The 21,485-nt window shown below is 54.6% G+C and carries 13 protein-coding genes; 4 read left to right on the forward strand and 9 right to left on the reverse strand.

Annotated elements, in window-relative coordinates; genetic code table 11:
• Positions 1 to 56: 56 nt before the first annotated feature.
• From ACI6NM_RS07925 to ACI6NM_RS07955, 7 genes are all read right to left on the reverse strand, one after another.
• Entirely contained in the window at positions 57 to 1,424 is a 1,368-nt protein-coding gene (locus ACI6NM_RS07925) for a sensor histidine kinase (protein ID WP_262426828.1), read from the reverse strand.
• A 10-nt stretch (positions 1,425 to 1,434) separates the two neighbouring features.
• The gene (locus tag ACI6NM_RS07930) at positions 1,435 to 2,100 is read right to left on the reverse strand and encodes a response regulator transcription factor (RefSeq protein ID WP_262426829.1); all 666 of its coding nucleotides are present in this window, start codon (positions 2,098 to 2,100) and stop codon (positions 1,435 to 1,437) included.
• 72 nt (positions 2,101 to 2,172) lie between these two features.
• Positions 2,173 to 3,954 carry a Na/Pi cotransporter family protein gene (locus tag ACI6NM_RS07935; RefSeq protein ID WP_215654138.1) on the reverse strand — a complete coding sequence of 594 codons (1,782 nt, stop codon included), beginning with the start codon at positions 3,952 to 3,954 and terminating at the stop codon, positions 2,173 to 2,175.
• 309 nt (positions 3,955 to 4,263) lie between these two features.
• Positions 4,264 to 5,154 (reverse strand): S8 family peptidase, encoded by an 891-nt coding sequence (locus ACI6NM_RS07940; protein WP_215654140.1) that lies wholly within the window; start codon positions 5,152 to 5,154, stop codon positions 4,264 to 4,266.
• A gap of 327 nt (positions 5,155 to 5,481) precedes the next feature.
• Positions 5,482 to 6,750, reverse strand: a complete 1,269-nt coding sequence (locus ACI6NM_RS07945) for a diaminopimelate decarboxylase (RefSeq protein WP_158358824.1) — start codon at positions 6,748 to 6,750, stop codon at positions 5,482 to 5,484.
• 42 nt (positions 6,751 to 6,792) lie between these two features.
• Entirely contained in the window at positions 6,793 to 8,229 is a 1,437-nt protein-coding gene (gene pyk, locus ACI6NM_RS07950; RefSeq protein ID WP_262426830.1) for a pyruvate kinase, read from the reverse strand.
• Positions 8,230 to 8,245: 16 nt separating this feature from the next.
• Positions 8,246 to 9,100: a rhomboid family intramembrane serine protease gene (locus ACI6NM_RS07955; RefSeq protein ID WP_262426831.1), complete on the reverse strand. Its 855-nt coding sequence runs from the start codon at positions 9,098 to 9,100 to the stop codon at positions 8,246 to 8,248.
• Between the two features lie 392 nt (positions 9,101 to 9,492).
• On the opposite strand from ACI6NM_RS07955, the gene ACI6NM_RS07960 reads away from it, so the two are divergent.
• Positions 9,493 to 13,815 (forward strand): 2-hydroxyacyl-CoA dehydratase, encoded by a 4,323-nt coding sequence (locus tag ACI6NM_RS07960; RefSeq protein WP_262426832.1) that lies wholly within the window; start codon positions 9,493 to 9,495, stop codon positions 13,813 to 13,815.
• A 358-nt stretch (positions 13,816 to 14,173) separates the two neighbouring features.
• Positions 14,174 to 16,807, forward strand: coding sequence for a cation-translocating P-type ATPase (locus ACI6NM_RS07965; protein WP_262426833.1), 2,634 nt, complete (start codon positions 14,174 to 14,176; stop codon positions 16,805 to 16,807).
• A gap of 84 nt (positions 16,808 to 16,891) precedes the next feature.
• Here the strand turns inward: ACI6NM_RS07965 and ACI6NM_RS07970 are convergent, their stop codons facing one another.
• Together ACI6NM_RS07970 and ACI6NM_RS07975 are read right to left on the reverse strand one after the other, a co-directional pair.
• Positions 16,892 to 18,319 carry an MATE family efflux transporter gene (locus ACI6NM_RS07970; protein ID WP_262426834.1) on the reverse strand — a complete coding sequence of 476 codons (1,428 nt, stop codon included), beginning with the start codon at positions 18,317 to 18,319 and terminating at the stop codon, positions 16,892 to 16,894.
• A 16-nt stretch (positions 18,320 to 18,335) separates the two neighbouring features.
• Positions 18,336 to 19,802 carry a 4Fe-4S dicluster domain-containing protein gene (locus ACI6NM_RS07975; RefSeq protein WP_262426835.1) on the reverse strand — a complete coding sequence of 489 codons (1,467 nt, stop codon included), beginning with the start codon at positions 19,800 to 19,802 and terminating at the stop codon, positions 18,336 to 18,338.
• A gap of 278 nt (positions 19,803 to 20,080) precedes the next feature.
• On the opposite strand from ACI6NM_RS07975, the gene ACI6NM_RS07980 reads away from it, so the two are divergent.
• Complete coding sequence (locus tag ACI6NM_RS07980) at positions 20,081 to 20,329, forward strand: TM1266 family iron-only hydrogenase system putative regulator (RefSeq protein WP_022273005.1); 249 nt, start codon at positions 20,081 to 20,083, stop codon at positions 20,327 to 20,329.
• A 4-nt stretch (positions 20,330 to 20,333) separates the two neighbouring features.
• Positions 20,334 to 21,470 carry an ABC transporter substrate-binding protein gene (locus ACI6NM_RS07985; protein WP_337425152.1) on the forward strand — a complete coding sequence of 379 codons (1,137 nt, stop codon included), beginning with the start codon at positions 20,334 to 20,336 and terminating at the stop codon, positions 21,468 to 21,470.
• Positions 21,471 to 21,485: the final 15 nt, after the last annotated feature.

The raw sequence follows: 21,485 nt of genomic DNA on the forward strand, positions 1-21,485 counted from the left end.
ACAACCAGAAAAGGGGAGGCCCGGAAGGCATCCCCAAAATCCATCGTCTGTTTATTTTAAGCATTCTCTGCCCGTTCTTCCATCTGCCGCTTCAGGACATCCGAAAATTCCACCCGGATCTCCGTCCCCTTCCCAGCCTGGCTCTCCAGGGAGATGGATGCGCCGTGCTGGGCCACGATATGCTTTACAATGGCAAGACCCAGTCCCGTTCCTCCAGTGGCCTTAGAACGGCTCTTATCCACCCGGTAGAACCGTTCAAACACCCGGTCCTGGTGCTCCGTGGGTATCCCGATCCCCGTATCCCTAATGGAAAGGAACACATGGCCGTCTTTTTCATCCACCGTGACCGTCACAGAGCCGCCCCGGTTATTATACCGGATGGCATTGTCGCACAGATTATAGAGGAGCTCCTCCATGAGCTGACGGTCCGCATACACCGTACATGGCTTTCCGCAGAGCTTCATGGTCACGTTCTGCTTTCTGGCGTTCATCTTCAGCATATCCACACATTCAGCCGCCAGCTTATACAGATCAATATCCGCATACTCGCTGTGATTCTTCCCTCCGTCCAGCTGGGAAAGCTGGATGATATCGTTGATCAGGGATAAGAGACGTACAGAATTTTTATGGATCTCTCCGGCGAAGCGCTTGGAATTGTCCGCATCCGCCATGCCGTGCTCGATCAGCTCCGCGTACCCGGAAATGGCAGTCAGCGGCGTCTTCAGCTCGTGGGACACGTTGGCTGTGAACTCCTGGCGCATCTGGGCGCTTTTTATGATGTCGTCATGCTGCTGCCGGATGGTGGCCACAAAGGGCTCCAGCTCCCTGTATACCACCTCCTGGCCGGGATCAGAAATATTCCTGGCCATTTCTTCAATGGGCCCCACCAGGGTCTTTGTAAAATAATTGGACAGAAATATACTGAGGACAAACAGCACCAGGGACACCTCCAGCACCGTAGGCAGCATATTCTGGAATACCGCAAAAAAGCTGTCTGCCTCCCTGGAGATCCTTAAGACGTTTCCGTTTTCCATACGGACGGCATAATAAAACAGGTTCTTGTCCATGGTCTCTGAGCGCCGGCTGCCGCTTCCCTCCCCTGCTTCCAGAGCCGTCCGGATCTCAGGCCGGTCCTCATGGTTTTCCATGACCGCCGCATCGGCGCTGCTGTCAAACAGGACGTCTCCTCCGGGGCTCACCACTGTGATCCGCAGGTCCTCGCTGCTGATGGAGCCGTTTTTCTCTGCCATCCTGGAAATATCGTCAAAAACGCCCATGTTCTTCATGACCCGTGCATCGGTCTCCAGATCCCGGATGATCTGGGACCGGAACAGCCCGTAAAACACAAACATGGCAAAGGTCAGCGTCAGGAGGATGGCTAACCCTGACGTAACCAGAAGCTCAATATGGATTCTCCGTTTCATCTCATCCCGCCTATTCGATCATATAGCCTACGTTCCGCACGGTCCGGATCATGGTCCCGGCATCCCCCAGCTTCTGCCTGAGGGTCCGGATATGCATGTCCAGGGTCCTGGATTCTCCCTCGAAGTCAATGCCCCAGACACGCTCCAGGATGATCTCCCGGGTCACCACGATTCCGGCATTGTGGAGCAGCAGCTTTAAGAGCTCATACTCCTTGAACGTCAGGCTGCAGGGCTGGTCCTTTACATAGACCATATGCTTTTCATCATCCAGAAACACATCTCCCAGACTTAAGAACTTCTCCTCCTCCATGGTCCTGCGGAGCACCGCCTTGACCCTGGCGATCAGCTCCATAACGCCGAAGGGCTTTGTCAGGTAATCATCGGCGCCCACATCCAGGCCCTTGACCTTGTCGATCTCTGTGGTCTTGGCCGTGACCATGATCACCGGGAGCTTCTTGGTCTCGGGACGTCTCCGGAGCTTTCCGACGATCTCAAGGCCATCCTCGTCCGGCAGCATGATATCCAGAAGGACCAGATCTGGCAGCCGCTCATCCAGCTTCTTATAAAAATCGCGGGCACATTCAAAGCCGTCCACCTGGTAGCCGCTGTTTTTTAAGGCAAACATCTCGATCTCCAGAATATTCTTATCATCTTCCACTGCATAGATCAGCGCCATATCCGCTCTCCTCCTGTCCTTTCCGGATAAAGATCCGCCGCCTGGCAGAAACTGCATAGGCGGCTTTCTCTTTTACGCCGGAAGCGTATATTTCTTTCTGTAACTTTCCACCATTCCCTGGAACCGGGGATCGTCGTCCCGCTTTAAGTTTTCCAGATAACCGTGGGCATCGAAGCCATCCCGGTCGATCTCAATGACACTGATGGCGATATTGGAGCAGTGGTCGGACACACGCTCTAAGTTGGTGGAGATATCCGACAGAACGAAGCCCTGCTCGATGGTACATTTTCCCTTCTGGAGACGCTTGATGTGGTTGGCCTTCACACAGGTGTTCAGATCGTCGATGACCTCCTCAAGCGGCTCCACCAGGGAAGCCTTCTTTACATCGTTGTTCTCGAAGGCCGTAACAGAAAGATCCAGGATCTCTGTAACGGCATTTAAAAATACCTTTAATTCCTCCTCTGCCTTTTTGGAGAATTCCATGTTTTTATCGTGCATCTCCTTGGCCGCTGTCATTAAGTTCATGGCATGGTCGGAGATCCTCTCAAAGTCTCCGATGCAGTGAAGGAGCAGGGAGACCGTATGGCTGTCGTTCTTGGAAAGCTGCTGGCTTCCCACCTTTACCATATAGGTCCCCAGATGGTCCTCGTACTTATCCACCAGGTCCTCGATGGCAGCCACCTGGTCGGCCTTTTCCTGGTCATAGGAATCCAGGAGCTCCATGGCCTTTAAAAAGCCCTCCCTGGCAGTCTGGGCCATATGGGTGGTCACAAGACGGCACTGCTCTACGGCATAGCCGGGAGTCTCCAGGAAACGGGGATCCAGAAGGCGGAACTCCTCTTCCCCGGCGGCGATGCCTGCCGCCAGCTCCTTTTCCTGCTCGTCCGGGATCGTTAAGGTCGCTAACTTCACAAGCACCTTGGAAAATGGCAGAAGCAGGATCGTGGATGCCACGTTAAAGGCGCTGTGGACCACAGCGATGCCCATGGCACTGGCCGCTCCGTCCAGGAAATCAAAGTGTATAAAGCCGTTGACCGTGTAGAATACGATCATAAACACAGCCGTTCCGATGATGTTGAAATACAGGTGTACCAGTGCAGCCCGTCTTGCGTTCTTGCTGGCTCCGATACCAGAGATCATGGCAGTCACACAGGTACCGATATTCTGTCCCATGATGATGGGAATGGCGCTTCCAAAGCTTACGGCTCCGGTGGCACAGAGAGCCTGCAGGATACCGACGGATGCAGAAGAGCTCTGGATGATGGCAGTAAGGACCGCTCCTGCGATCATTCCCAGGATCGGGTTGGAGAACATTGTCAAGAGCCCGGTGAATTCCGGCACATCCGCCAGGGGCTTCACCGCGTCGCTCATGGTCTCCATACCAAACATCAGAATGGCAAAGCCGATCATAATGGTTCCCAGGTTCTTTTTCTTCTCATTTTTCGTGAACATGATGAAGATCATGCCGATCAGTGCCAGAACCGGGGAGAAGGACGACGGCTTTAACAGCTGTACAAAAAAGTTCCCGCTTTCGATTCCCGTAAGGCTTAAGAGCCAGGACGTCACGGTAGTACCGATGTTGGCTCCCATGATGATGCCCACAGCCTGGGTCAGCTTCATAATTCCAGAGTTTACAAAGCCGACGACCATAACAGTAGTGGCTGAAGACGACTGGATCACAGCCGTAACGCCGGCGCCCAGAAGTACTGCCTTAATGGGGTTGGATGTGAGCTTTTCCAGGATCCGCTCCAGGCGGCCGCCGGACAGCTTTTCAAGTCCCTGGCCCATGGTATCCATTCCGTACAGGAACAGCGCCAGACCTCCGATCATTGATAAAAGTCCAAAAAAATCCATACCTTCCTCCGTAAAATACACATAGTCATGCGATTATTTTCTACATATCATGGACAGGATATCATCAGTATGTAAAATATCCGCCGCGCCTATGTAAAATCCATGTAAATTTTCGCATGTTTCCCGCTTATTTGCAACCCCTTTTCCACTTTTCCCGGAAACGCACGGCTTTTTTGTGGTTTTCCACAAAAAACACAGCAGAATACCCAAAAGAAACGGGGACTGCCGAAGCAGCCCCCGCCCATATTTTATGGAACGCCGCAGAAAAAGCCGCCTGGGACTCCATTTCCTTTGCAGCGTCCGGATGTTCTATCTCAAAAGCCGTTCCACGTCCAGGAGCCCCCAGCCCTGCTGGTTTTTTGGAAGGCCCATGTCCCGGCATGTTTCCATCAGCCTCAGCTTTACGTCCCGGTTGGTCATGTCCGGGTATTTTTCCAGAAGAAGGGCAATGGCCCCGGAAACGATGGGGGTGCTCATGGAGGTCCCGCTTTTTATGGTGTACTTATCCCTCAGACTGGCGCAGCTGGCTACGCTGCAGCCCGGAGCCACCAGGTCCGGCTTGCAGACCGCCGCCATGGTGGGACCGCGGCCGGAATAATCCACCATCCGGTTCTTTCCCACCAGCACCTCCATGTGGTCGTCGGAGCAGCCCACAGTGATCACCTTCCGGCTGATCCCAGGCGTGGTGACGCTTAAGGGAGCCGGGCCGTTATTCCCGGCGGCCACCACAACCACAAGCCCGGCATCCCAGGCCCGGTTGACGCCTTTTACCAGAGCCGAATCCTCGCTCATCCCTCTCTTTCCATAGGAGCCCACGGAAATATTCACGATCCGGATCCCCAGCCGGTCCTTCCGGTCCAGGATCCAGCCGATCCCGGCCAGAACGTCGGCGGCAGAGCCGTTCCCCTTCCGGTCCAGGACCTTGACAGCCGCCAGGGTACAGCCTGGGGCCATGCCCTGGTACCTTCCGTCGGAAACGGCCCCGCTGCCCCCGATGATCCCGCAGATATGGGTCCCATGGCCGCAGTCATCATAGGGACCGGGCCGGTGGTTCACCACATCCGCAAAGCCCGAGATCCGGTCCTCAAAATCCCTGTGGGGATATGCCCCTGTATCCAGCACCGCCACGCAGACGCCCCTCCCCGTAAGCCCCAGGGTATAGGCGTCCCGGCAGCGGATCTGTTCCTTTACACGATTCACATATGATTTCCTCGGAGTCCTTTTATAAATAGGATATTCCAGGGAAAGCGTTTTGCCCATCCGGCAGTTTTTCCAGATATTTCAAATCTTAAGAAAATCTTCATAATTCATTCAAAGAATATACAATCATTTTCCAGCATAACGTGCTATACTTTAACCATAAGAAATGCACGATACAAATTTTAAATCCTTTATCCTAAAAACCTTTTTGAAATCGAAATCCTAAATGACAAATCCCCGCTGCGATACAAGCGGGGTTTTCTCATGTCTAAGCCCCGGCAGCCGAAAACGGCAGCCGGGGCTCTCTTTTGTCTCTATCCTCTTAAACTACTCCACATCCTTTAATAACCCGCAGAAATCAAAGGTTGCAAAGTAATCCTTTGGTGTCTCCGCGCGGCGGATCATACGGACGCTTCCGTCCTCCTGTAAAAGAAGCTCTGCGCTCCTAAGCTTTCCATTATAATTATACCCCATGGAAAAGCCGTGGGCTCCGGTGTCGTGGATGAACAGGAGATCTCCCATCTGGATCTCTGGCAGCATCCGGTCCACCGCAAACTTATCGTTGTTCTCGCAGAGGGAGCCGGTCACATCATACTTATGGTCGCAGGGGGCGTTCTCCTTTCCCATGACCGTAATATGGTGGTAAGCGCCGTACATGGCCGGGCGCATCAGGTTCACCGCACAGGCGTCCACGCCGATATATTCCTTATAGGTATGCTTTTCGTGGATGGCCCGAGTCACTAAGGCTCCGTAGGGCCCCAGCATAAAGCGGCCCAGCTCTGTGAAAATAGCCACGTCTCCCATGCCGGCCGGGACCAGAACCTCCTCGTAAACCTTTCTCACCCCGTCTCCGATGACGCGGATATCGTTGGGCTCCTGGTCCGGGCGGTATGGAATGCCAATGCCGCCGGAAAGATTGATAAAGGCAATGTGGACGCCTGCGGCGTTTTTCACACGGACTGCCAGTTCAAACAGGATCTTAGCCAGAAGCGGATAATATTCGTTGGTAACGGTATTGCTGGCCAGGAACGCATGGATCCCGAAGTGCTTTACTCCCTTATCTTTTAAGATCCGGAAGGCCTCCGTCAGCTGCTCCTCTGTCATTCCATACTTGGAATCTCCCGGATTGTCCATGATATCGTTGGAGATCCGGAACAGGCCGCCGGGATTAAACCGGCAGCTCATGGTCTCCGGAAACGTATCCAGGACCTTTTCCACACAGGCGATATGGGTAAAATCGTCCAGATTGATGATGGCCCCCAGCTCATCCGCCATTTTAAATTCCTCCGGCGGCGTATCATTGGAAGAAAACATGATGTCGTGGCCCGTAAAGCCACAGGCCTTCGACAGCATCAGCTCTGTCTCGGAAGAGCAGTCGGTGCCGCAGCCCATGTCCTGAAGGATCTTTAAAATAAACGGGTTCGGTGTGGCCTTTACGGCAAAATATTCTTTAAAGCCCGGATTCCAGGAAAATGCCTCCTTAAGAGCCCTGGCGTTTTCCCGGATCCCCTTTTCATCGTAAAGATGAAAGGGCGTGGGATATTCTTTTGCGATCTCTTCCAGCTTTTCCCTGGTCGCAAATGGTTTCTTTTCCATATCAATATACTCCTTTGTTTATGGCAGACCGCCCCCTCTGGATCAGTCTACGGTTACGACCCGCATGATATTGGTGGATGTGGCCGGTTCATGTCTGCGGGAATGACTCACGACTCCGGCAGTTACCACCGCCAGGTCACCCTCCTTCACAAGTCCCTCTGCCTTTAAGGCGTCAATGGAATTCATGATCAGGGTATCCGTGGACTCTGCTCTCTTTGCCTGGAACGGATGTACGCCCCAATAAAGCTGCATTCTGCGGACTGTATCAATGCTGGGGGACATGCCCGCCACCATCGTTGCCGGATGCCACTTGGAAAGCATCCGGGCCGTGTAGCCGCTGATGCTGGGAGCAATGATGACCTTCGCCCCCAGAGCCCGGGCCGTGGATACGGAGGAATAGCAGACCGCATTGGAAATGCTGTGGCTGTTGTCGTCAGATACCCGTCTTCTTTTATAGAAGGAATCGTCCAGGTGGGACTCCGTCTCCTCTACGATGTGGACCATCATCTTCAAAGCCTCCACCGGATATTTTCCGTTGGCGGTCTCACCGGAAAGCATTACCACATCGGTGCCGTCGTAGACTGCGTTGGCCACGTCTGTCACCTCCGCACGGGTTGGACGGGGATTCCGGATCATGGAATCCAGCATCTGGGTGGCTGTGATGACCACCTTGCATGCCTCACTGCACTTTTCGATCATCATTTTCTGGAGATGGGGCAGCTTCTCCGGCGGGATCTCCACGCCCAGGTCGCCCCGGGCCACCATGATGCCGTCGCTCTCTTCAATGATATCATCCAGATTTTCCAGCCCTTCCTCATTTTCGATCTTGGCGATGATGCCCATGGAGGAGCCGCCCTCGGCCAGGATCTCCCGGATCTCCCGGATGGCGTCCGCCGAGCGGATAAAGGAGGCAGCAATATAATCAAAGCCCATCTCCATCCCAAAACGGATATCGTCCTTGTCTTTTTCTGTCAGGGCCGGAAGCTTGATCTTTACGCCTGGCACGTTGACGCCCTTTCTCTCGCCCAGCTCGCCGCCATTTACCACCAGACAGACGATCCTGGGACCCTGGACCTCCCTCACATGCAGCTCGATCAGGCCGTCGTCAATGAGGATCCGGTCTCCCGCCGTCACATCTCCGTTCAGGCCGTCGTAATTGATATGGACCATGGTCTCATCCCCCACGACCTCTTCTGTGGTAAGGGTAAATTCCTGGCCTTCCTTTAAGGTGATCTTATTTCCGTCCTTCAAAATGCCAGTACGGATCTCCGGGCCCTTGGTGTCCAGCAGCGCCGCCACCGGGATCCCTGTTTCCTCCGCCACCTGACGGAGCTGGAGATATCTTTTTTTGTGCTCCTCATGGTTTCCGTGGGAAAAATTGAACCGTGCCACGTCCATTCCATTTAACACCAACTGTTTCATGACCTCCCGGTCATCGCTGTTCGGTCCCATGGTACAAATGATCTTTGTTTTTTTCATTCTGGCGCTTTGCCTCCTATGATGTCTTCTGCCGCGGATCCATTCCGCCCTTTGTCACATGCTTATGGGTGTAGAGATGGTCCTGGCAGTATTCGTAATCCCCCTCACATTTTGAGCAGAAGCGGAATACCAGTTCGGGATCGTCCAGATCCGTGCGGCCGCAGACGGCACAGCGGTGACGGCCATTCTGCTTCGCTTCCCTGACCGTCTGGGTGACCTGGGATCTGAACTGCTGTTTTCTCTTTATTTCCTTCGGGTTGTATCTCCCGCTTCTGGACATGACAAAATACAGGATAAAATTCAATAAGGACATGACGATGGCGATCCGGGATGCCATTCCGCCAAAGATCATTCCGTAAAGGAAGTAAGCCCCGTCAAACAGAGCCAGCCATTTGGCCTTAATGGGGATCACAAAAAACAGTAAGAACTGGGCGTCCGGGAACGTGGCCGCATAGGCAAAGAATAAGGAAAAATTCAGATATTCTGCCGTCAGCGGGTAGATCCTGCCGGTGAGCGCATAAATAAGGATGGCCGCCAGCACATGGCCGATGATCCCCATAAAAAAGTATACGTTGAACCGGAAGGAGCCCCACACGGCCTCCAGGGTCCGGCCCAGGTTATAATAACAGTAAATGACCAGCACGTTTAAAAACAGGTCGCCCGACAGGGGCCACATAAGGAAGGTCACGATCCGCCAGATCTGGCCGTGGAGGATCGCCCTGGCGTCCAGCATCAGATACTCAAAGTAAAGCTCCGGGGCCCGCCAGCAGACCAGCGCTCCCACGGCGTAGAGGATCACCACATAATTCATCAGATTGGGGACCGCATACCGCCCCAGCTTCCGTTCCATCTTGTTCAGCCATTGATTCATTCTAAATTTCCTTTCCCACCCAATAGATCCTTTTCTTATTTTGATTGCTATTATAATTCGCCCCCCTTCCTTTTGTCAAATCCTTTAGGCGCGGCCTCCTGTTCTTTCCATCCTTAACGGTTTTTTAGCGTTTTTTGTCAACATATTGGGAATTGTGTCTATTGTTTTCCCCGCTGAAATTATGATATACTGTAACCATCCAGCGCCCTCGCGCGGCAGGTCCGTTTTACCATTTTTTCCGGTATTCCGGCTCCTGCGGGCGGCTCTGGCGCAGTCCGGAGGGGCTTCCGGACGTTCTTTCTATAATAAAATAAACATAAGATATTTTACGGCAGAGGGGAGCGATCCTCTCTGCTGTCAGATTAAGGAGGATAGGGGATTTCCCCGCTCACATGAATCAAACATTCCGTCTTGGGATCGATATCGGTTCCACCACCGTAAAGACTGCTGTCATTGACAATGACAATCAGATACTTTTTGCAGATTATGAGCGCCATTACGCCAATATCCAGGAGACCCTGGCCGCGCTCTTAAAAAAGGCCCGCGAAAGGCTGGGAGAGCTCCAGGTCAGCGCCAGCATCACCGGCTCCGGCGGACTGGCCCTTTCCGGTCATCTGAATATTCCTTTTACCCAGGAGGTCGTGGCTGTTGCCACGGCCTTACAGGATTATGCGCCCGATACCGACGTGGCCATTGAGCTGGGCGGGGAAGACGCAAAGATCATCTACTTCTCCGGCGGCATCGACCAGAGGATGAACGGCATCTGTGCCGGAGGGACCGGCTCCTTCATCGATCAGATGGCCTCCCTTTTACAGACCGACGCCGCAGGCCTCAACGAATACGCCAAAAATTACAAGGCCATCTATCCCATTGCGGCCCGGTGCGGTGTATTTGCAAAATCCGATATCCAGCCTCTGATCAACGAGGGGGCCACCCGGGAGGACCTGGCGGCCTCCATCTTCCAGGCCGTGGTCAACCAGACCATCAGCGGCCTGGCCTGCGGAAAACCCATCCGCGGCAACGTGGCCTTCCTGGGCGGCCCGCTCCACTTCCTTTCCGAGCTCCGGGAGGCTTTTATCCGGACTCTGAACTTAAAGGGCGACGCCATCATCGCCCCGGACCACTCCCACCTGTTCGCAGCCGTAGGAGCGGCCATGAATGCCCCGGAAACCATGGCTCTTTCCCTGGATCAGCTCATCTCCGACCTTTCCGGCGGGATCAAAATGGACTTCGAGGTAAAGCGGATGGACCCCTTATTTAAGGATGAGGCCGACTACCAGGAATTCCTGGACCGCCATAACCAGTATAAGGTAAAACGCGGAGACCTGGCCTCCTATTCCGGCAGATGCTACCTGGGCATCGATGCCGGCTCCACCACCACCAAAGTAGCTCTGGTGGGCGAGGACGGTTCTCTGCTTTACCATTTTTACAGCAGCAACAACGGAAGCCCCCTGGCCACAGCCATCGCTTCCATAAAAGAGATCAAAGCCCTGCTGCCGGAAACGGCAAAGATCGCCTATTCCTGCTCCACCGGCTACGGAGAGGCCCTTTTAAAGGCGGCCTTTCTCCTGGACGAGGGCGAGGTGGAGACCATCTCCCATTACTATGCCGCAGCCTTCTTCGATCCGGAGGTGGATTGTATTCTGGACATCGGCGGCCAGGACATGAAATGCATCCGCATCAAAGACGGAACTGTGGACAGCGTCCAGCTCAACGAAGCCTGTTCCTCCGGCTGCGGCTCCTTCATCGAGACCTTTGCCAGATCCTTAAATTACAGCGTGGTGGATTTCGCAAAGGAGGCGCTGTTTGCCCAGAATCCCATTGATCTTGGAACCCGGTGCACGGTCTTTATGAATTCCAACGTAAAGCAGGCCCAGAAGGAGGGCGCGTCTGTGGCCGATATCTCCGCAGGCCTGGCCTGCTCGGTGATCCGCAACGCCTTATTTAAGGTCATCAAGATCACCACCGCCTCAGACCTGGGAAAAAATGTGGTGGTACAGGGCGGCACCTTCTACAACGATGCCGTACTGCGGAGCTTTGAAAAGATCTCCGGCGGCAACGCCATCCGGCCGGATATTGCCGGGATCATGGGCGCCTTCGGCGCTGCGCTGATCGCCAGGGAACGGTATAACCTCCACCCGAAGGAGACCTCCATGCTTTCTCTGGACCGGATCATCGGCCTTACCTACACCACCACCATGAGCCGGTGCCGCGGCTGCGTCAACCACTGTGTCCTGACCATCAACCGCTTTGAGGGAGGAAGACAGTATATCTCCGGCAACCGCTGCGAGCGGGGCCTGGGTGTTGAAAAAGCCAAACGGGATATCCCGAATCTTTATACCTATAAATATCACCGGATCTTCGATTACGAGCCTCTGGCAGCCCACAAGGCCTTCCGCGGCCCTGTGGGGATCCCGCGGGTGCTGAACATGTACGAGGACTTCCCCTTCTGGGCTGTGTTCTTTAAGGAACTGGGCTTCCAGGTGATCCTGTCCCCCCAGTCCAGCCGCCAGATCTATGAGCTGGGCATCGAGACCATTCCCAGCGAGTCCGAATGCTATCCGGCGAAGCTGTCCCATGGCCACGTGGAATGGCTCATAAAAAAGGGCGTCCCCTTTATTTTCTACCCCTGCATCCCTTATGAAAGGAATGAGGTGGCCGGGGCCGGGAACCACTACAACTGCCCCATCGTCACCTCCTACGCGGAAAATATCAAAAACAATATGGAGGACCTGGAGGAAAACCACATCCGGTTCATGAACCCCTTTATGGCCTTCACAGACGAAAAGACCCTTACAAAGCAGCTGGTGCAGGAATTTAAACATGAATTCCAGATCTCCGAGCATGAGGTCCGGTCTGCGGCCCATAAGGCCTGGGAAGAGCTTTCCAGGGCCCGCGCTGATGTGGAGAAAAAGGGTGAGGAGGTGCTTTCCTATTTAGAGGAGACCGGAAAGCACGGCATCGTTCTGGCCGGACGGCCCTACCACATCGATCCGGAGATCAACCATGGGATCGCGGATCTGATCACCTCATACGGATTTCCGGTGCTGACCGAGGACTCCATTTCCCATCTGGCAGAGGTGGAGCGGCCGCTGATCGTCACTGACCAGTGGATGTACCATTCCAGGCTTTATGCCGCAGCCTCCTTTGTAAAGACCCGGGATAACCTGGATCTGATCCAGCTGAACTCCTTTGGCTGCGGCCTGGACGCCGTGACCACGGACCAGGTCAATGATATTCTCACCAGCGCCGGGAAGATCTATACAGTCCTGAAGATCGATGAGGTCAATAACCTGGGAGCTGCCAGGATCCGGATCCGTTCCCTGATCTCCGCCCTGCGGGTAAGAGAGGAACGGCGCTACACCAGAAACATCGTGTCCAGCGCCTATAACCGGGTGGTCTTCACAAAGGAAATGAGAAAGACCTACACCCTTCTCTGCCCCCAGATGTCGCCCATCCACTTCGATCTGCTGGAGCCGGCCATCCGCAGCTTCGGCTATAACCTGGTGGTTCTCCAGAACGACGACAAAACTGCCGTAGATACGGGGCTGCGCTTTGTCAATAACGATGCCTGCTACCCGTCCCTGATCGTCATCGGCCAGATCATGGACGCCCTCCTGTCAGGGAAATACGACCTGGACCACACAGCAGTGGTCATGACCCAGACCGGCGGCGGCTGCCGGGCCTCCAACTACATCGGCTTCATCCGCCGTGCCCTGGAAAAGGCAGGGATGCCCCAGATCCCGGTGATCTCCATCAATGCCAACGGCATGGAGTCCAACCCGGGCTTCACCCTGACGGCTCCCCTGATCGCCAAGGCCATGCAGGCCGTGGTCTACGGAGACGTGTTCATGCGTGTGCTGTACGCCACCAGGCCCTATGAAAAGGTGCCCGGCTCTGCCAACGCCCTGCATGAAAAATGGAAAAAGATCTGTATACGCGAGCTTTCCGGCCCCTCCCTGGGCATGATGAACTTCACAAAGAACATCCGCGGCATCATCCGCGATTTCGACAGCCTGGAGCGGCTGGACATCCAAAAACCCCGGGTGGGGATCGTAGGCGAGATCCTGGTGAAATTCTCTCCCACCGCCAACAACCACATCGTGGAGCTTCTGGAATCCGAAGGGGCCGAGGCCGTGATGCCGGATCTCATGGACTTTTTGCTGTACTGCTTCTACAACAGCAATTTCAAGGCCGGGCATCTGGGGGCGAAGCACTCCACCGCCTGGCTCTGCAATACGGCGATCTCCCTTCTGGAGTATTTCCGCAAGTCGGCGCGGATCGCCCTGGAAAAGAGCGTCCACTTCACGCCGCCCACAAAGATCAAATACCTGGCGTCCATGGCCAGCGGCTTCGTCTCCCTGGGAAACCAGACCGGGGAAGGCTGGTTCCTGACCGGGGAAATGTTGGAGCTCATCAAGGGCGGCACCAGGAACATCGTCTGCGTCCAGCCCTTTGGCTGCCTGCCCAACCATATCGTTGGAAAGGGCGTCATCAAGGAGCTGCGCCGCCAGCATCCGGAAGCCAACATCATTGCCGTGGACTATGATCCCGGAGCCAGCGAGGTAAACCAGCTGAACCGGATCAAGCTGATGTTGGCTACTGCCCATAAAAACCTGGATCATGAGCCCTGCGAAGCCGAGCAGCTGGCAGCGGTCACAAAGGAACGGCTGGAGGAGCTCAACGCCCGCCAGGTCAAGGGATTGCAGGTTTAGGACTGTTTTTAGCAAAATTTTCCAAAAAGTTTGCTGAAATTTTATCAATTTTTCAATTCATACCCTTGTTTTTTTTCCTTCCCAGGGGTAGAATACTGAATAACAAAGGGGCAGACAAAAACTGCCGCTGGTATTCAAAACAAAATAGCGAATAAGGGAGTAGTTGACACCCCGGTGTGACAGGATCAACACACATGGCCGACCGGCCTGGTCCTGTTTTGATACGGCTCAGGCCTGGATTTCTCCGTCTGATCCGTTTCATGAAAACAACGAGACTTATCCAAAGGGATCTCTCTGAGGATAAGTCTTATTTTTTTCCCGTTTTCCGGGCATACTATCTTCCGGATAAGGAGGCAACGTGAAAGAATATCTGGAAAATTATGAAGAAGTGCTGAAGGCACAAAATTCCTCCGACCAGGGTCTTTCCACCGGCGAGGCTGAAAAAAGACTCGCCCAGTACGGAAAGAACAAGCTGAAGGAGGCAAAAAAGGATTCCATTCTGAAGCGGTTCTTAAAAGAGCTCTCGGATCCCATGATCCTGATCCTCATCGCCGCCGCCATTATTTCCGGCATCACGGCGTTCTATCAGGGCGAATCCTTTGCAGACGTGATCATCATTATCGCTGTGGTGATCATCAACGCCGTTCTCGGCGTAGTACAGGAAGGAAAGGCAGAAGCGGCCATCGCAGCCCTTCAGGAGATCGCAGCCGCATCCAGTAAGGTCCTCCGTGACGGAAAGATCGTCACCTTAAAGAGCGAGGATCTGGTCCCCGGCGATATCGTAGTCCTGGAGGCCGGAGATGCGGTTCCTGCCGACGGCCGGATCATTGAAAGCGCCAGCATGAAGATCGAGGAGGCCGCCCTCACCGGCGAGTCCGTTCCGGTCAATAAGGCCGCCGAGCTTCTTTCCCTGGGCGGACAGAAGGACATTCCCCTGGGCGACAGAAAGAACATGGTCTACATGGGCTCCACCGTGGTATACGGACGAGGAAAGGCTGTCCTCACTGGTACTGGCATGGACACAGAAATGGGTAAGATCGCCTCTGCCCTGGCCCAGGCCAAGGATGAGGAGACCCCCCTCCAGTTAAAGTTAAACCAGCTCAGCAAGATCCTGACCGTACTGGTACTGGGCATCTGCGCCGTGATCTTTGCCGTAGGCCTCATGCGCTCCGGCTTCAACGGCAGCTCCATCTTAAACTCCTTTATGGTAGCCGTATCCCTGGCTGTGGCAGCGATTCCCGAGGGTCTCGCAGCCGTGGTCACCATCGTACTTTCCATCGGCGTTACCAATATGTCCAAACGAAACGCCATCATCCGCAAGCTGACGGCTGTGGAGACCTTAGGCTGTACCCAGATCATCTGCTCGGATAAGACTGGTACACTGACCCAGAACCGGATGACCGTGGTGGATCATGTGGCTGACGATGAAAAGGAGCTGGAAACGGCCATGGCTCTCTGCTCCGATTCCGAATGGGATGCCGAAGCAAACCAGGCCATCGGAGAACCTACGGAATGCGCCCTGGTCAATGACGCCGCCAAAAACGGACTCTTAAAGCCTGAGCTGAAGGCCGCATGGCCCCGGGCAGGCGAGGCTCCCTTTGATTCCATGCGGAAAATGATGTCCACGGTCCATAAGGCTGCCGACGGAACCATCATCCAGTACACCAAGGGCGCTCCCGACGAGGTATTAAAACTCTGTACCAGAGCCATGGTAAACGGCTCCGCAGTGGAAATGACCGATGAGATCCGCGCCTCTATCCTGGCCGCCAATAAATCCATGGCCGACCGTGCCCTCCGTGTCCTCTGCGCTGCAAAAAGAAACTGGTCCTCCATGCCGGAAAGCACAGAACCGGAATTCCTGGAGCAGGATCTGACTTACGTCGGCCTCTCCGGCATGATCGATCCCGTCCGGCCGGAGGTGAAGACCGCCATTGCAGAATGCCGGGAAGCCGGGATCCGTCCCATTATGATCACCGGAGACCACAAGGATACTGCCGTAGCCATCGGAATGGAGCTGGGGATCATCACCTCCCCGGACCAGGCCATCACAGGTGCGCAGCTGGACGATCTGAGCGACGAGGAATTCGCCCGCCGGATCACCGAATTTTCCGTTTATGCCCGTGTTCAGCCAGAGCATAAGGTCCGCATCGTCAACGGCTGGAAGGCCCGCGGAAAGATCACAGCCATGACCGGAGACGGCGTCAACGATGCGCCGTCCATCAAGAGCGCCGACATCGGCGTCGGCATGGGCATCACCGGAACCGACGTTACAAAGAATGTGGCCGATATGGTGCTGGCGGACGATAACTTTGCCACCATCGTCTCCGCCGTTGAAGAGGGCCGCCGGATCTATGCCAATATCCGGAAGGCCATCCAGTTCCTTTTAGCCTCCAACCTGGCTGAGGTCCTGGCCATCTTCTTCTCCACCCTCATTGGCTTTACGATCCTGAAACCCGTCCATCTTTTATGGATCAACCTGATCACCGACTGCTTCCCGGCTCTGGCTCTGGGGATGGAAAAGAGCGAATCCGATATCATGAAGCAGAAGCCCAGGGATCCCAAGGAAGGGATCTTTGCCGGAGGCATGGGCTTTGACGTGTTCTTCCAGGGCTTTATCGTAACCGTTCTGGTCATGGTCTCCTATCTGGTGGGCCATTATGTGGAAAGCGGTGTCTGGGAATTCGTCAACAGCCCAGACGGAACCACCATGGCATTCCTGACCCTGTCCATGGTTGAGATCTTCCACTCCCTGAACATGAGAAGCCGCCGCGGCTCCATCTTTACCTTAAAGACCCGCAACAACTTCCTGTTCGGCGCAATGGTCGTTTCCCTGATCCTGACCACCGCCGTCATCGAGGTTCCGTTCTTAGCCGCTGCCTTTGAGTTCACACCCATCGGCCTTCACGAATATGCCATCGCCCTGGGACTGGCCGTACTCATCATTCCGATCATGGAAGTGGTGAAAGCGGTACAGAGGAAGCTGGGGAAATAAAACGAAGGTCCCTTGAGACCGGGGAGAGTCTTTATGGCTTCTCCCGGTTCCCAAGGGACCTTTTCCTGTCTTATTCTATTTCTATCAGTCTTTCAAATGCCTCTTATAAAACACATAAAACGTCGCCGACGTACAGACCGCCGCGAGGATATCCGACACGGGCTCTGCAAAGAAAATAGAAAATACCTCCGCCGGATATTCCACCAGCCCCGCGATCTCCTCTGCCATGGCCGCCGCAAAGGGCAGCTTTCCCACGGTCACAGGGAATATGTAGATCAGCGGCGCCAGAAGGATGACCTTCCTTAAGCAGGCCAGGATCAGAGAGATCTTTGCCTGTCCCAGGGACATGAAGGACTGCTGGCAGCTGATCTGGGCCCCGAAGATCGCTCCGCCCGCCAGATAAATAGGAAGCGCCCAAGCGCTGAAATGGAGGAGCGACGGGTCGTTGCTGAAGATCCCGGCAAAGGGGCCTGGGAAGATCATCATAAGGCCTGTGAGGGTCGTAGCAAATACCAGGCACAGCACATGGCTGATCTTACAGGCCTTCCGCACCCGGGCCAGATTTCCGGCTCCGTAATTGTAGCTGATAATGGGCTGGGCCCCCTGGCAGAAGCCCTGGGTGGGCAGGGTTACAAACTGCCACAGGCTGAACATGATGGCCACAGTGCCCACGGCCATAGTTCCGCCGTATTTGGAAAGCTGATTGTTAAAGGAGATCTGGATCAGGCTTTCTGTAATGCTCATGGTAAAGGGCGATACACCCAGAGCCATGATGGGCAGAAGCACCTTCTTCTTCACCTTGAAAAATTCCGGCCGCATCTTTAACAGGCTCTTTTTTCCAAATAAAAAAGAAAGGGCCCAGATACAGGAGATCCCCTGGGCGATGATGGTGGCGATGGCCGCACCCTTGACGCCCATATGAAGGTAGTTGATGAAAAACGCATCAAAGATAATGTTTAAAATGGCTCCGATGAGCACCGTGCACATACCGGTGCGGGCGAAGCCCTGGGTCGTAATGTAAGAATTCATGCCCAGGGAGATCATCACGAAAACCGTTCCCAGGGCATAGATGGACACATAATCACAGGCCATGTCCAGGGTGGTGGGATCTGCGCCGAAAAGCGTTAAAATGGGCCTTTGGAAAACCAGGATCACCACCGTAAGGATCACTCCCACAGTGATCAGGGCGGCGAAGCTTACCCCCAGGATCTCCTCCGCCCCCCTCTGGTCCTTCTTTCCCATTTTAATGGCGCATAAGGGCGCGCCGCCGATCCCCACTAATCTTGTGAACGCAGTGATACAGGTGATCAGCGGAAGGGACACGCTTAAGGCCGCCATGGCCGTGGTGCCATTTTCGATCCTTCCGATGAACATCCGGTCCACCATGTTATATAAGATCCCCACCAGCTGGGCGATGATGGAGGGGATGGAAAGTGAAAGCATCAGTTTCCATATGTTCCCCGTTTCCAGCCTGCTGTTTCCGTTATTTTCTGTCTTTCCCTGCTGTTCCATATCCGCCGCCTCTTATTTACTGCTTTTCGTAGGTCCTGTGCATGGAGAAGGACTCCATATCATAATTCTTTAAGTTCTCCCATACGCCTCTCTCATCGGCCTTTCCGATCAGAGCGTCCCGGTCCTTCTTAAAGGTCGTCTCCTGCTTTAAGTTGCTGGGGCCGCCTACGCAGCCGCCCTGGCACATCATGCCCTCGATGAAGTCCTCGGGGAGCCTTCCCACCTTCATAAGGAGAAGAGCCTTCTTCACATCGGCCGGGCCGCTGCATCTTGCTACCTTGATATCGGTGCTCTCTCCCTGCTCCTTTAAGCACTGGATCACCGCATTGGTAACGCCGCCGCCGTTTCCGAACCGCTTACCGAACACGCTGGCTTCCTGATCCTTATACTCCTCCGGCTCCAGCTCCACGTCCTTGGCCCGCATCAGTTCAATGGCCTCTCCGAAGGTCAGGACAAAGTCTGCGTTTCCTTCCACGCTCTTATCGGCTGCCTCGGCCTTTTTCGCCATACACGGCCCGATGAACACGGTAACAGTCTCCGGATCTTTGGCCTTTAACATCCTGGACACGGCACACATGGGGGAAACCGTGGTGGACAGGTTATCGATCAGAGTGGGATAATGCTTTTTGATCAGGTTCACAAAAGCCGGACAGCAGGAGGTGGTCATCTTCTTTCCTTCCTTATACGCCTCTGCCCACTCCATGGCCTCATAAGCGGCCGTCATGTCTCCGCCGGCGGCAACCTCCACCATATCTGCAAAGCCGACCTTCTTAAGGGCCGTTCTCCAGCTTCCCATGGTAATATCGGCTCCAAACTCACCCTCTGCGGCGGGGGCCACCATGGCAACTACCTTCTTTCCAGCCTTAAGGGCGTTGATGACCTGGACGATAAACACCTTGGAGGTGATGGCTCCGAAGGGACAGCTCCTCACGCAGGCTCCGCACTGGATGCATTTCTTCTCGTCGATCTGGCAGATACCCGTATCCAGATCCATGGTGATGGCGTCCACAGGACATGCGCGGCGGCAGGGACGGATCAGCTCCGCAATGGCGTTGTACGGACATGCCTGGGCGCATTTTCCGCATTCCTTACATTTATCCGGATCAATATGGGCCCGGTCACGGCCGATGGAGATGGCTCCAAAATTACATGCATTCTGGCAGGCCTTACCCATACATTTCTGGCAGTTGTCTGTCACCACGAACCGGGTGATCGGGCACTCCTCGCAGGCAGAGGGGATCACCTGGATCATATTGTCGCTATGCTTTCCGCTGGGACATTTCCCCTCAGCCAGACGGACTCTCTGGCGGATGATCTCTCTTTCTTTATATACACAGCAGCGGAACTGGGCTTTCGGTCCCGGGATCAGCTTAAAGGGGATCTCATCCCTCTTTTCATCCAGTTCTCCGGAAAAGGCCAGCTTTGCTACCTCATGCAGAACGTTATACTTGATCTTTAACAATGCCTCGTCATTGGTCCTCATACTTGATTCCTCCTGATATCCTTCTGAAATCTTTCCTTAATCCTATACCGTTCTATATTATCGCATATCCGGACGGTCTCCGCAATATGAAAGCTGTATAATTTTTAACGGGATTTCATTGTTTTTCTTTATTTTATTAAGAGACCGTATAATTTCTGCCGCCGCTTTGACAAACCCTGGCCCGTGTGCTATATTGAAGCTGTTCGTACTGACCCCGAAGGGCGCCGGCGCTTTCTGAGGGAAAAGGCGATGAGATCCTGTACAGAAAGGAACAGATTATGGAAACACGCGTAGCGCTCATTGGGATCATGGTGGAAAATGCAGAATCCGTAGAAAAGCTCAACGACCTCCTCCACCAGTACCGTTCATACATTATCGGCCGCATGGGCGTGCCTTACCGTGAAAAGGGCCTTTCTATCATCAGCGTCGTCCTGGACGCGCCTATGGACAAGATCAGCAGCCTTTCTGGAAAGCTTGGAATGCTGGACGGAGTCAGCACAAAAACAATCTATTCCAGGAGGAATTAATATTATGAAAAAATTCACATCCTTCATTCTTGCCGCAGCCCTGGGCATGGCGCTCCTTACGGGCTGCGGTCCTGAAAAACCGGCGGAGACCTCTGCGGCTGGATCCGCAGAGTCCCAGACCGCTGCGGCTTCTTCTGACGCAGAGGCTTCTGTCCCTGAAACCAATGAAAAAGAATCCTCTGAGGCCGCAGCAGCAGGAAAAGGATCCTCCGGCGGCAGCGGGGACGGCACCGTGATCCGCGTCGGCGGCTTAAAGGGCCCCACCACCATGGGCCTTGTGAAGCTCATGGACGACGCAGAAAACGGAAAAGCCCAGAACGATTATGAATTTACCATGGTGACAGCCGCCGACGAGCTGACAGCCCTGGTGGCAGGAAATAAGGTGGACATTGCCCTTCTTCCCGCCAACGTTGCCGGAGTCCTCTATAACAAGACAAAGGGCGGGATCTCCGTCATCGACGTGAACACCCTGGGCGTTTTATACCTGGTATCCTCCGACACCTCCGTCACCTCCATTGACCAGTTAAAGGGAAAGACCGTATACCTCACCGGAAAGGGCACCACTCCGGAATATTCCCTCCGCTATCTGATGTCCGCTGCCGGACTGACCGAGGATGATGTGACCCTGGAGTTCAAATCTGAGCCTGCGGAGGTGGCCTCTGTCCTGACGGAGGATCCCAGCCGCATCGGCCTTCTCCCCCAGCCCTTCGTTACCTCTGCCCTGGCCCAGAACGAGAGCCTTTCTGTGATCCTGGATCTGACAAAAGCCTGGGATGAGGCCCAGGAGCAGGCCGAGACCAGAAGCCGCATGATCACCGGCGTGACCATCGTAAACAACGATTTCCTGGCCGCCCACGGCGACCTGGTGGATACCTTCCTTTCTGAGCATGAGGCGTCCATCCGCTTTACCTCCGAGGATCCCGACACAGCTTCCATGCTGATCGAGGCCGCCGGGATCGTTCCCAAGGCTGCCGTGGCGAAAAAGGCCCTGCCTGGCTGCAATATCGCCTTCCTGTCCGGCGAGGAGATGAAAACGGCTCTGTCCGGCTATTTAAAAGTCCTCTTTGACCAGAACCCTGCCTCCACAGGCGGAGCCCTGCCGGATGACGCCTTCTATTATACGGGAGCCGTTTCCAACTAAATGACCGGGCCGGAG

The sequence above is a fragment of the Pilosibacter sp. YYHA0881 genome (assembly GCF_051602715.1).
GTDB classification, from domain to species: Bacteria; Bacillota; Clostridia; order Lachnospirales; family Lachnospiraceae; genus Alitiscatomonas; species Alitiscatomonas aceti.

What these genes read in the sequence shown, in the direction of transcription:
- ACI6NM_RS07925 (WP_262426828.1), bottom strand. Translation starts at nt 1,424, where the DNA reads ATGAAACGGAGAATCCATATTGAGCTTCTGGTTACGTCAGGGTTAGCC.
- ACI6NM_RS07930 (WP_262426829.1), bottom strand. Translation starts at nt 2,100, where the DNA reads ATGGCGCTGATCTATGCAGTGGAAGATGATAAGAATATTCTGGAGATC.
- ACI6NM_RS07935 (WP_215654138.1), bottom strand. Translation starts at nt 3,954, where the DNA reads ATGGATTTTTTTGGACTTTTATCAATGATCGGAGGTCTGGCGCTGTTC.
- ACI6NM_RS07945 (WP_158358824.1), bottom strand. Translation starts at nt 6,750, where the DNA reads ATGGAAAAGAAACCATTTGCGACCAGGGAAAAGCTGGAAGAGATCGCA.
- pyk (WP_262426830.1), bottom strand. Translation starts at nt 8,229, where the DNA reads ATGAAAAAAACAAAGATCATTTGTACCATGGGACCGAACAGCGATGAC.
- ACI6NM_RS07955 (WP_262426831.1), bottom strand. Translation starts at nt 9,100, where the DNA reads ATGAATCAATGGCTGAACAAGATGGAACGGAAGCTGGGGCGGTATGCG.
- ACI6NM_RS07960 (WP_262426832.1), top strand. Translation starts at nt 9,493, where the DNA reads ATGAATCAAACATTCCGTCTTGGGATCGATATCGGTTCCACCACCGTA.
- ACI6NM_RS07970 (WP_262426834.1), bottom strand. Translation starts at nt 18,319, where the DNA reads ATGGAACAGCAGGGAAAGACAGAAAATAACGGAAACAGCAGGCTGGAA.
- ACI6NM_RS07975 (WP_262426835.1), bottom strand. Translation starts at nt 19,802, where the DNA reads ATGAGGACCAATGACGAGGCATTGTTAAAGATCAAGTATAACGTTCTG.
- ACI6NM_RS07980 (WP_022273005.1), top strand. Translation starts at nt 20,081, where the DNA reads ATGGAAACACGCGTAGCGCTCATTGGGATCATGGTGGAAAATGCAGAA.
- ACI6NM_RS07985 (WP_337425152.1), top strand. Translation starts at nt 20,334, where the DNA reads ATGAAAAAATTCACATCCTTCATTCTTGCCGCAGCCCTGGGCATGGCG.